This is a genomic window from Angustibacter aerolatus (genome assembly GCF_054776675.1).
Window position 1 is genome coordinate 37,857 of record NZ_BAAHBM010000019.1, and the last position, 10,976, is coordinate 48,832.

Annotated in this window: 12 protein-coding genes; 8 read left to right on the top strand and 4 right to left on the bottom strand. The window is 75.9% G+C overall.

Going from position 1 to position 10,976, the window contains the following annotated elements; genetic code table 11:
* Nucleotides 1–9: 9 nt before the first annotated feature.
* Together ACYVI6_RS07030 and ACYVI6_RS07035 are read right to left on the bottom strand one after the other, a co-directional pair.
* Nucleotides 10–228, bottom strand: a complete 219-nt coding sequence (locus tag ACYVI6_RS07030) for an acyl-CoA carboxylase epsilon subunit (RefSeq protein ID WP_460445684.1) — start codon at nt 226–228, stop codon at nt 10–12.
* The gene (locus ACYVI6_RS07035) at nt 225–1,829 is read right to left on the bottom strand and encodes an acyl-CoA carboxylase subunit beta (RefSeq protein ID WP_460445685.1); all 1,605 of its coding nucleotides are present in this window, start codon (nt 1,827–1,829) and stop codon (nt 225–227) included. Before ACYVI6_RS07035 ends, ACYVI6_RS07030 begins: the two co-directional genes overlap by 4 nt.
* A 37-nt stretch (nt 1,830–1,866) precedes the next feature.
* Between ACYVI6_RS07035 and ACYVI6_RS07040 the strand changes: the two genes are divergently transcribed.
* From ACYVI6_RS07040 to ACYVI6_RS07065, 6 genes are all read left to right on the top strand, one after another.
* Entirely contained in the window at nt 1,867–2,724 is an 858-nt protein-coding gene (locus ACYVI6_RS07040; protein ID WP_460445686.1) for a biotin--[acetyl-CoA-carboxylase] ligase, read from the top strand.
* A 380-nt stretch (nt 2,725–3,104) separates the two neighbouring features.
* Entirely contained in the window at nt 3,105–3,695 is a 591-nt protein-coding gene (locus ACYVI6_RS07045; protein ID WP_460445687.1) for a PH domain-containing protein, read from the top strand.
* On the top strand, nt 3,692–4,837 hold the full coding sequence (locus ACYVI6_RS07050) for an adenylate/guanylate cyclase domain-containing protein (protein WP_460445688.1): 1,146 nt from the start codon (nt 3,692–3,694) through the stop codon (nt 4,835–4,837). Before ACYVI6_RS07045 ends, ACYVI6_RS07050 begins: the two co-directional genes overlap by 4 nt.
* Before the next feature lie 25 nt (nt 4,838–4,862).
* A complete protein-coding gene (locus ACYVI6_RS07055) occupies nt 4,863–5,648 on the top strand; it encodes an enoyl-CoA hydratase/isomerase family protein (RefSeq protein WP_460445689.1) in 786 nt (261 codons plus the stop codon).
* 72 nt (nt 5,649–5,720) lie between these two features.
* Nucleotides 5,721–6,389 (top strand): response regulator transcription factor, encoded by a 669-nt coding sequence (locus ACYVI6_RS07060; protein ID WP_460445690.1) that lies wholly within the window; start codon nt 5,721–5,723, stop codon nt 6,387–6,389.
* 16 nt (nt 6,390–6,405) lie between these two features.
* Complete coding sequence (locus ACYVI6_RS07065; protein WP_460445691.1) at nt 6,406–7,662, top strand: sensor histidine kinase; 1,257 nt, start codon at nt 6,406–6,408, stop codon at nt 7,660–7,662.
* On the opposite strand, the gene ACYVI6_RS07070 is transcribed toward ACYVI6_RS07065, so the two are convergent.
* Entirely contained in the window at nt 7,631–8,209 is a 579-nt protein-coding gene (locus ACYVI6_RS07070; protein ID WP_460445692.1) for a GtrA family protein, read from the bottom strand. The genes ACYVI6_RS07065 and ACYVI6_RS07070 overlap by 32 nt on opposite strands.
* Before the next feature lie 162 nt (nt 8,210–8,371).
* Between ACYVI6_RS07070 and ACYVI6_RS07075 the strand changes: the two genes are divergently transcribed.
* Nucleotides 8,372–9,556 (top strand): 5-(carboxyamino)imidazole ribonucleotide synthase, encoded by a 1,185-nt coding sequence (locus ACYVI6_RS07075; protein ID WP_460445693.1) that lies wholly within the window; start codon nt 8,372–8,374, stop codon nt 9,554–9,556.
* The gene (gene purE, locus ACYVI6_RS07080) at nt 9,553–10,068 is read left to right on the top strand and encodes a 5-(carboxyamino)imidazole ribonucleotide mutase (RefSeq protein WP_460445694.1); all 516 of its coding nucleotides are present in this window, start codon (nt 9,553–9,555) and stop codon (nt 10,066–10,068) included. Before ACYVI6_RS07075 ends, purE begins: the two co-directional genes overlap by 4 nt.
* Before the next feature lie 125 nt (nt 10,069–10,193).
* Here purE and ACYVI6_RS07085 read toward each other — a convergent pair.
* Nucleotides 10,194–10,976 (bottom strand): FG-GAP-like repeat-containing protein (locus tag ACYVI6_RS07085; protein ID WP_460445695.1); only part of this gene is annotated, 783 nt, incomplete at its 5' end.

The window sequence follows — 10,976 nt, forward strand, 5'->3', positions numbered from 1 at the left end:
GGTCAGCGGTCAGGGGAGGTGCCGGGCCCGCCAGCCGACGCGCGACGGCGCGACCCCGCCGCGCAGGGTGCGGCTCGGGTCGGACCACTGCGGCCGCGGCGCGCGGGCGGGCTCGGGGGCGCCGCCGCGGGCGGCGAGCACCGCCACGACGGCGACGAGCTCCTCCGGCGACGGCGTGCCGCGCACCACCCGCAGCGCGGGGGGTGTCGCGTCGGGCTGCTCGCTCACAGCGGGATGTTCCCGTGCTTCTTCGGCGGCAGCGTCTCGCGCTTGTTGCGCAGCAACCGCAACGACTTCGTGACGTACGAGCGGGTGTACGACGGCGGGATGACGGAGTCGACGTAGCCGCGCTCGGCCGCGATGTAGGGGTTGGCCAGCGTGTCCTCGTACTCGGCGACGAGCTCGCGGCGGCGGGCGTCGACGTCGCCGCCGCGCTCGGCAACCTTCTTCAGCTCCTTGCGGTACACGATGTTCGCCGCGCCCTGCGCACCCATGACGGCGATCTGCGCGGTGGGCCAGGCCAGGTTGACGTCGGCGCCGAGGTGCTTGGAGCCCATGACGTCGTACGCGCCGCCGTACGCCTTGCGGGTGATCACGGTGATCAGCGGCACCGTCGCCTCGGCGTACGCGTAGATCAGCTTCGCGCCGCGGCGGATGATGCCGTCCCACTCCTGCTGGGTGCCGGGCAGGAAGCCGGGCACGTCGACGAATGTCAGCACCGGCACGTTGAACGCGTCGCAGGTGCGCACGAAGCGCGCGGCCTTCTCGGAGGCGTCGATGTCGAGCGTGCCGGCGAAGTGCAGCGGCTGGTTCGCCACCACCCCGACCGGCCGACCCTCGACGCGGCCGAAGCCCACGAGGATGTTCGGCGCGAACAGCGGCTGCACCTCGAGGAACTCGCCGTCGTCGAGCACGTGCGTCACGACGGTGTGCATGTCGTACGGCTGGTTCGCGCTGTCGGGCACGAAGGTGTCGAGCTCCTCGTCGTCCGCCGTCACCTCGAGCACGGCCTCGACGTCGAAGGCGGGCAGCTCGTCGAGGTTGTTGCTCGGCAGGTACGACAGCAGCTGCTTGACGTACTCGATCGCGTCGTCCTCGTCGGTGCCCATGTAGTGGGCGTTGCCGCTCCTGCTGTTGTGCGTGCGGGCGCCGCCGAGGTCCTCCATCGTGACGTCCTCGCCGGTGACCGTCTTGATGACGTCGGGCCCCGTGATGAACATCTGCGACGTGCCGTCGACCATCACGACGAAGTCGGTCAGCGCGGGGGAGTAGACGTGCCCCCCGGCAGCGGCGCCCATGATCAGCGAGATCTGCGGGACGACGCCGGAGAGCCGCGTGTTCATGCGGAAGATCTCGCCGTACAGGCCGAGCGAGACCACGCCCTCCTGGATGCGCGCGCCGCCGCCCTCGTTGATGCCGACCACCGGGCAGCCCAGCTTCTCGGCCAGCGTCAGCACCTTGACGATCTTCTCGCCGTACACCTCGCCGAGGCTGCCGCCGAACACGGTCACGTCCTGGCTGAACACCGCGACCGGCCGCCCGTCGACCGTGCCGTACCCGGTGACCACGCCGTCGCCGTACGGACGCCGGGACTGCTGGTCGAAGTTCGTCGACCGGTGCCGCGCCAGCTCGTCCATCTCGACGAAGCTGCCCTCGTCGAGCAGCGCCTCGACCCGCTCGCGCGCCGTCTTCTTGCCCTTGGCGTGCTGCTTCTCGACCATCCGCGCCGAGCCCGCGTGCACCGCCTCGTCGTTGCGCCGGTGCAGGTCGGCGAGCTTGCCGGCGGTGGTGTGGATGTCCGGCACTTCGGGCGTGGCGTCGTCGAGCACGGCCCGCACTCTAGACGACCCTCCGTACGCTGCCGACGTGTCCTCCCGGTACGCCGACCTGTCCCGCCCGCCGCTCGACGAGCGGGCCCTGCGGCGCGCCCTGCTCGACGACCGCACCTGGACGTCGGTCGACGTGCTGCCCGAGGTCGGCTCCACCAACGTCGAGCTGCGCCGCCGCGCGGGCGAGGGCCTCGCCGTCGCCGGCGCCGTGCTCACCACCGACCACCAGCCCGCCGGCCGCGGACGCCGCGACCGCAGCTGGCAGACCCCGCCCCGCGCCTCCATCGCCGTCTCGGTGCTGCTCGCCCCCACCGCGCCGCCCGCCCGCTGGTCGTGGCTCCCGCTGCTCGCCGGCGTCGCCGTCACCGACACCCTCGTGCGCGTCGCCGGCCTCGACGCCCGCCTGAAGTGGCCCAACGACGTGCTCGTCCCCCGCGAGGGCCCGCGCTCGCCGTCCGGCAAGGTCGCCGGCCTGCTCGCCGAGGTCGTCCCCCTGCCCGGCGGCACCAGCGGCGTCGTCGTCGGCATCGGCCTCAACGTCAGCCAGCGCGCCGACGAGCTGCCCGTCGACACCGCCGTCTCCCTCGCCGGCGCCGGCGCCAGCTCGACCGACCGAGACCCGCTCCTGCGCGCCCTGCTGCGCGACCTCGCCACCCGCTACGAGCGCTGGGACGACGCCGCCGGCGACCCCCGCGCCTCCGGCCTCGCCGCCGCCTACCGCGAGCGCTGCGCCACCCTCGGCCTCGACGTCGCCGTCGACCTGCCCGGCGGCGACCGCCTGGAAGGAGTCGCCCAAGAGGTCGACGACGACGGCCGCCTCGTCGTCGCCCCCGCCCTCGGTGGTGCTCCGGTGCCGCTCGCCGCGGGTGACGTCGTGCACGTCCGTCCTTCCTGAGGTCTCCCTGTTGGCTTGCGTACGGGGGCCGGGCCTCCCCGCGCAGCCCTCCGGGCGCCTCTCGCAAGCTCGTGTGACGGCGCCTCTCCGGCCTCCGCGACTCGGCCCTCCTCTCGTAGGCGCGCCGGGAGCCTCGTCGGCGCCGGCTGCACGACGCGCACCCGCCGCGGCTGCCCCTTTCCACCCACCCGAGAGCACCCGACCGTCGACGAGCGGACCGGGGGGACGGGGAGAGGGGTCGTACGCGCACCCGGCGTACGGAAGGAGGGCGCGAGTCGGATGGTCCGGAGGGCGCCGTCAGACGAGCTTGCGAGAGGCGCCCGGAGGATCGTCCGGGGAGCGTCCGGCACCGAGCACACGGGGTGCGCGATGATCGCGCGATGCCGTACCCCCGCAAGCTGCTCGCCGACGGCGAGGAGGTCGCGCTCGAGCTCCACCCGCACTGGCGGGTGCTCGTGCTGCCGGTGGTGGCGCTGCTGGTGATCGTGCCGGTCGGGTCGTTCGCGGCGGCGGTGGTGCCTGCGGGGGACGGGCAGGTGGTGCTGCGGGGGTTGGTCGCCGTCCTCGCGGTGGCGCTGCTGGTGCGGACGACGCTGGTGCCGCTGCTGCGGTGGGGGACGACGCACTACGTGGTGACGGATCGGCGGTTCATCACGCGGCGGGGGGTGCTGTCGCGCAGCGGTCGGGACCTGCCGCTGAGCCGGCTGAACGACATCTCGTTCGAGCACACGCTGGTCGAGCGGGTGCTGGGGTGCGGCACGCTGACGGTGGAGTCGGCGGGTGAGCGGGGGCAGCTGGTGCTGCGCGACGTGCCGCAGGTCGAGCTGGTGCAGCAGCGGGTCGTCGAGCTGGCCGACCTCGCCGACGGGCCGCACCGCTCGGACCCCGACGCGTGGGACGACGGGTGGGACGACCGGTGGGACGACGAGGCCGAGGTGCCGCAGCCGGCGCGGCGGTGGTGGCGCCGGTGAGCGCGGACGACGACGTGCGCCCGGCCGACGCCGTCGAGCAGGTCGAGGCGGTGGACGCCGTGGACGACGCGGCGCTGCTGGGGCCGCGGACGCTGCGGCGGCGGGAGGTCAGTCGGGCGGCGGGCGTCTCGCTGCTGTCGGCGCGCAGGTTCTGGCGGGCGATGGGGTTCCCGGTCGTCGACGACGAGGTGGCGGCGTTCAGCGAGGCCGACGTGCGGGCGCTGCACGGCATCACCGGGCTGGTGCGCGAGGGGCTGCTCGACGAGGTGACGGCGCTCGGCATGACGCGCGCGGTGGGGCGGTCGGTCGACCGGCTGGCGACGTGGCAGGTGCAGCTGCTCGCCGAGTTCGTGGGGGCGCAGCAGGCGCCGGGGGCGGCCGACGACGAGCCCGAGTTCGCGGCGCCGGACGTCGAGACCGCCCGGGGCACGGCGGCGCTGTTCGCGCAGATCAGCGACGAGCTGGAGCCGCTCGTCGTGTACGCGTGGCGGCGGCAGGTCGCGTCGGCGCTGGCGCGCATCGCGGCGGACGCGGCTCCGGAGCCGCGGGCGGACTGGGCGGGCGCGGCGTCCGGCGCCGACGAGCCGGCCGCGCACGAGCAGGTGGTGACGCTGCGCTCGGTGGGCTTCGCCGACCTGGTGTCGTTCACCCGCACCGTGCGGCGGCTGACCGAGCGGCAGCTGTCGGTGCTGGTGCAGCGGTTCGAGGCGCTGACGTCCGACGTGGTGACGGCGCACGGCGGCCGGGTGGTGAAGACGGTCGGCGACGAGGTGCTGTTCGTGTCGCGGCCCGGGTCGAGCGCGGCCGAGATCGCGCTGGGCATCGTGGAGGCGCTCGCGGCCGACGAGCTGATGCCCGACGTGCGGGTCGGCATGGCGACCGGGCCGGTGGTGGCGCGGCTCGGCGACGTGTTCGGCACCACGGTCAACCGGGCCAGTCGGTTGACCGCCGTCGCCCGGCCGAACTCGGTGCTGGTCGACGTCGCGACGGTGCACTCGCTGGCCGACCGGCCGGACGTCGAGGTGCGGCAGCTGCGCGGGCGCTCGCTGCGCGGCATCGGCCACGTGGTGCCGTGGCTGCTGCGCCGCCGCGACGACGGACCCGGCGACGAGAGACCCGGCACCGCGTCCGCGACGTCCTAGGCCCGGCGGCCGTTACGGTGCGCGCATGAGCGACGCACCGTACGTCCGGGTGGAGCGGCACGGCGAGCACGTGGCCGAGCTGGTGCTCGACCGGCCGCAGGCGATGAACGCGGTGTCGACCGAGCTGGCCCGGCAGCTGCGCGACGCGACGACGGCGCTCGCGGCCGACCCGACCGTGCGTGCCGTCGTGGTGTCGAGCAGCGCCGAGCGGGCGTTCTGCGTGGGCGCCGACCTGAAGGAGCGCAACGGGTTCAGCGACGCCGACCTGGTGGCGCAGCGGCTGGTGACCCGGGCGGCGTACCGCGGGGTGCTCGACCTGCCGGTGCCCGCCGTCGCCGCCGTGCACGGCTTCGCGCTCGGCGGCGGCTTCGAGATCGCGCTGTCGTGCGACCTCGTGGTGGCCGACGCGACCGCCGTGGTGGGGCTGCCGGAGGTGAGCGTCGGCGTGATCCCGGGCGGCGGCGGCACCCAGCTGCTGACCCGTCGGGTGGGGTGGTCGCGCGCCGCCGACCTGGTGTTCACCGCTCGCCGGTTGACCGCCGAGGAGGGCCTGGCGCTCGGCGTCCTCGACCGCGTCGTCGAGGCGGGCGCCGCGCGCGACACCGCGCTCGGGCTGGCCGCCACGATCGCCGCGCACTCGCCGGTCGGGCTGCGCCAGGCCAAGCGGGCGATGCGGCTCGGGCTCGACGTCGACCTCGCCACCGGGCTCGAGGTCGAGGACGCCGCGTGGCGCGCCACCGCGTTCTCGCCCGACCGGGCCGAGGGGGTGCGGGCGTTCGCCGAGCGCCGCACGCCGCAGTGGCCCGGCTGACCGGCCGACCCGAACCCGTGTCGTCGCAACGAGTGCGCGGTGCGAGCGCTGCGTGACCCCTACAGTGACGGCATGACCCGCGTGCTGCTGGCCGAGGACGACAGCGCGATCGCCGAGCCGCTCGCCCGGGCGCTGCGCCGCGAGGGGTACGACGTCGACGTGCGCGGCGACGGCCCCACCGCGCTGGAGGGCGCCGTCGAGGGCGTCGACCTGGTGGTGCTCGACCTCGGGCTGCCCGGCATGGACGGCCTCGAGGTGTGCCGCGAGCTGCGCGCCCAGGGGCACACCGTGCCGGTGCTGGTGCTGACCGCGCGCGCGGACGAGGTCGACACCGTGGTGGGCCTCGACGCGGGCGCCGACGACTACGTGACGAAGCCGTTCCGGCTGGCCGAGCTGCTGGCCCGGGCCCGCGCGCTGCTGCGTCGCGGCGGCCACGAGACCGGCCCCACCGCGAGGGTGCGCATCGACGCCGAGGCCCGGCAGGCGTTCCTCGACGACCGCGAGCTGCAGCTGACGGCGAAGGAGTTCGACCTGCTGCGGCTGCTGGTGCGCGAGGCCGGCCGCGTCGTGCCGCGCGAGGAGATCATGCGCGAGGTGTGGGACGCCGAGTGGTACGGCCCGACCAAGACGCTCGACATGCACGTGTCGTGGCTGCGCCGCAAGCTCGGCGACGACGCGAACTCCCCGCGGTTCATCGCGACGGTGCGCGGCGTCGGCTTCCGGTTCGAGCGCGACAACTAGCCCGGTCGGGTCGCTGGTGCGCGCCAGGCTGCTGCGGTCGTCGCTGGTGGCGGCCGCCGTCGCCGTCCTGCTCGTCGGTCTGCCGTCGCTCGGCCTCGGCGCCTTCCTCGTCGACCGGGCCGCGCGCGACGACCTGAGCCGCCGCGCGGACGCCGTCGCCGCGGTGCTGCTCGTCGCCCCCGGCCAGCCCCCGGCCGCCCTGCGCGACCGGGTGACCCAGGCCAGCCGGCGCGGCGGCGAGCGTCCCGAGCTGCACGTCGTGGCGCGTCGGGGCGCGCAGGTGCTGGAGGTGGGCACGCCGCCCGAGGGCCGGGTGGTCGCCCGGTCGACCACCCAGGACGGCGTCTCGGTGCTCGTCGAGCAGCCCCGGCGGGTGGTCGACGCCCGCATCGCCCGGCTGGCCGCCTTCGTGCTGCTGGCGTCGCTCGTCGCCTTCGGGGCCGCGGCCTGGGCTGCGGTGCTGCAGGCGCGGCGGCTGACCGCCCCGCTGGCCACGCTCGCCGAGAACGCCGAGCGGGTCGGGCGCGGCGAGGCCCGGCTGATGCCGGTGCGCTCTGGCGTCGTCGAGCTCGACCGGGTGGCGGCCGGCCTCCAGCGCAGCGCCGAGTCGCTCGCCGCGGCGCTCGCGGCCGAGCGCGAGTTCGCGTCCGACGCCAGCCACCAGCTGCGCACCCCGCTCACCGCGCTGTCGATGCGGCTGGAGGAGATCGGCACCAGCGACGACCGCGACCAGGTGCGCGAGGAGGCCCGCATCGCGCTGCACCAGGTCGAGCGGCTGACCTCGGTCGTCGACTCGCTGCTCGCCCGCGCCCGCCGCAGCCACCGGTCGAGCAACGTGCCCGTCGACCTGCGCACGGTGCTGGCGCAGATGCAGGACGAGTGGGCGCCGGCGTTCCGTGAGCGCCGGCGGCGGCTGGTCGTGGCGCCGTCCGAGCCGGTGCGGGTGCTGGCCACGCCGTCCGCGCTGTCGCAGGTGCTGGCGACGCTGGTCGAGAACTCGCTGCAGCACGGTCAGGGTGCGGCGACCGTCACCGCCCGGCGCACCGGCCGCAGCGTGGTGGTCGAGGTGACCGACGAGGGCCCGGGCGTGCCCCGCGAGATCGGGGCGCGGGTGTTCGAGCGCAGCGTCAGCAGCAGCGGCTCGACCGGGCTGGGCCTGTCGCTGGCCCGCGACCTCGCCGAGGCGGACGGCGGGCGGCTCGAGCTGCTGCGGGCGACGCCGCCGGTGTTCGCGCTGTTCCTCAACGCGGAGGAGCAGCGGGCGATCCCGTGACCGGCGTCCGGACCTCGTCGGCCGGCCCGTGCACGTCGTGCGGGTGCCGCACGGCCGGGTCGAGGTCGGGGTCGCCCTGCAGCTCCTTCGAGAACACGAAGGTGCGATAGGCCCAGAACCGGAACAGCGTGCCGAGCACGAGGCCGACGCCGTTGGCGCTGAGGTTGTCGGCCCGGGCCGAGCGCAGGTCGAGCACGTAGTGGCTGAACGCCAGGCACCCGAGGGCGATCGCCATGCCGGCGACGTTGAAGCCGACGAACAGCAGGAGCTCGTGGCCGGCGGAGGCGCGGCGGCGGTGCCGGAACGTCCAGAGCCGGTTGCCCAGCCAGGCGACCAGCGTGGCCAGGGTCGCCGAGATCACCTTGGCGGTCAGCGGCTTGTGCTCGAGCGGGCCGCCGTCGCCGAGGCCGAACCGCAGCAGGTTGAACGTGCCGAGGTCGACCACGAACGCGATGGCGCCGACCGCGCCGAACTTCACCATCTCGCGCACGACCAGGTCGAGGGCGCCGCGCAGCCGTCGCACCAGCGCGGCGGGGCTGTGGGTCACGTGGTCTCCTGCTCGGACGCGGTGGATCGGGGCCGTCGGGTGGGTCACGCCGGCCGGGCCGCCGCGGTTCGCCGTCTGCCGAGCACGGTACTTGGCGTTCCTGGGTGCGGCCTGCGGGCGGGTGGCGCGCGGACACCGTGGCGCGCGCCCTAGCCTTGCCGCGTGAGCCAGGACGCCGCCCCGCCCGTGCCGCCCCCGACGCGCCCGCCGGGCGGCTTCCCGCTGGTCGGCGTCGTGGGCGCCGGGCAGCTCGCCCGGATGCTGGCCCCGCCGGCGGTCGCGCTCGACCTCGGGCTGCGGGTGCTCAGCGAGGCGCCCGACGCCAGCGCCGCGCTCGTCGTGCCGCAGGCGCCGGTCGGCGAGCACACCGACCTCGACGCGCTGCGCCGCCTGGCGGCCGACTGCGACGTCGTGACGTTCGACCACGAGCACGTGCCGACCGAGCACCTGCAGGCGCTGGAGGCCGAGGGGTTCGCCGTCCGGCCGGGCAGCGCGGCGCTGGTGCACGCCCAGGACAAGGTCGTGATGCGCGAGCGGCTGACCGCCATGGGCGTGCCGTGCCCGCGCTGGACGACGGTGCGCGACGCCGCCGGGCTCGAGGCGTTCGCCGCCGAGGTCGGCTGGCCGGTGGTGCTGAAGACGCCGCGCGGCGGGTACGACGGCAAGGGCGTCCTCGTGGTGCGCGACCTCGACGCGGCGTCCGACTGGCTGGCGCGCGGCGAGGTGCTGCTCGCGGAGGAGGCCGTGCCGTTCACCCGCGAGCTCGCGGTGCTGGTGGCGCGCAGCCCGATGGGGCAGGCCGCCGCCTGGCCGGTGGTCGAGACCGTGCAGACCGACGGCATCTGCACCGAGGTGATCGCGCCCGCGCCCGACCTCGACGAGGGGCTCGCGGCGTCCGCGACCGAGGCGGCCCTGCGGGTGGCCGGCGAGCTGGGCGTCACCGGCGTCATGGCGGTCGAGCTGTTCGAGCTGCCCGGCGGGTCGTTCGTGGTGAACGAGCTGGCGATGCGGCCGCACAACAGCGGGCACTGGACCATCGAGGGCTCGGTCACCAGCCAGTTCGAGCAGCACCTGCGCGCGGTGCTCGACCTGCCGCTCGGCGACACCCGCCCCCGCGCCCGCTGGACCGTCATGGCGAACGTGCTCGGCGGCGACTACCCCGACCTCTACTCGACGTACCCGCACCTGCTCGCGCACGACCCGGCGCTGAAGGTGCACCTCTACGGCAAGACCGTGCGACCCGGCCGCAAGATCGGCCACGTCACCGTGAGCGGCGACGACCTCGACGACCTGCGCGCGCGCGCCCGCCACGCAGCCGACTTCATCCAGGGAGTGGTGACCGAATGAGCGCGCTCGTCGGCGTGGTGATGGGGTCGGACTCCGACTGGCCCGTCATGGAGGAGGCCGCGAAGGCGCTCGCCGAGTTCGACGTCGAGCACGAGGTCGACGTCGTGAGCGCGCACCGGATGCCGCGCGAGATGCTCGCGTACGGCGAGCAGGCCGCCGGGCGCGGGCTGCGGGTGCTGATCGCCGGCGCGGGCGGGGCGGCGCACCTGCCCGGCATGCTCGCCGCCGTCACGCCGCTGCCGGTGATCGGCGTGCCCGTGCCGCTGCGCCACCTCGACGGCATGGACTCGCTGCTCTCGATCGTCCAGATGCCCGCGGGCGTGCCGGTGGCCACCGTGTCGGTGGGCGGCGCGCGCAACGCCGGCCTGCTCGCCGTCCGGGTGCTCGCGGCGTCCGACCCCGAGCTGCAGCAGCGGATGACCGCGTTCCAGGCCGACCTCAACGCCCAGGCCACCGCCAAGGGCGAGCGCCTGCGGTCCCGGCGCGGCGGCGGCGTCGGCTTCGGCCGCTAGCCCCACCCGCACCCCGAACCCCCACCCCCTTTCCGCGCGTCAGCCCGCTCTGCGCGGCTCAGCCCGCTGCTGAGGCCCGTGCGAGCGGGCTGACGTGCGCAAACCGGGCTGACGCGCGCAAAGGGTCAGGGGGCGAGGGCGGCGCCGAAGCGGTCGCCCGTCGCGCCGCCGAGGCCGAGCGAGGACGCCGTGCGGTGCGTGGCCGCGACGGCGTCGAGGCCTGACTCCGAGCCGGGCAGCACGTCGACCGCACCGGTCCCCGAGCCCTCGCCGGGGGAGCCGACGACCACGTCGCCGAAGCCGTCGCCGTCGAGGTCGCTGACGGCCACCGCGGCGCCGAAGGCGTCCTTCGCCCCCGGGGCGCCCGGCACCCGGTCGGCGCCCTGGCGACGGGCGACGACGCGGGTCGCACCCGGGCCGCCGGCCGAGCCGTAGAGCACGAACGCGGCGCCCGCGTCGGCCGTCGACCCCTGGTCCTCGCCGGGGGCACCGACCACGACGTCGGCGTACCCGTCCGCGTCGACGTCGCCCGCCGCGAGGGCGGCGCCGAACGCGTCGCCCGGCTCGTCGGCACCGGGCACCCGCGCGGTGTCCTGCGTGATGTGCCGGCGCGGGCCGGTGAGCCCGTCGGCGCGGCCGAGCGCCACGGTCAGCGCGCCGCCCGGCACGCCGAGGCCGCCCGCGACCAGGTCGGCGTGCCCGTCGCGGTCGGTGTCGGCGAGCGCCACGGCCCGCCCGAACGAGCCCCGGTTGCCGACGATGCTGCCCCACAGCGTGCTCGAGCCGGTGAGGCCGGACGCCGTGCCGCGCAGCAGCCGCACCGCGCCGGACGCCGCACCGGCCCCGGTCTTCTCGCCGGGGGCGGCCACGGCCACGTCGAGCCGCCCGTCGCCGTCGACGTCGCCCAC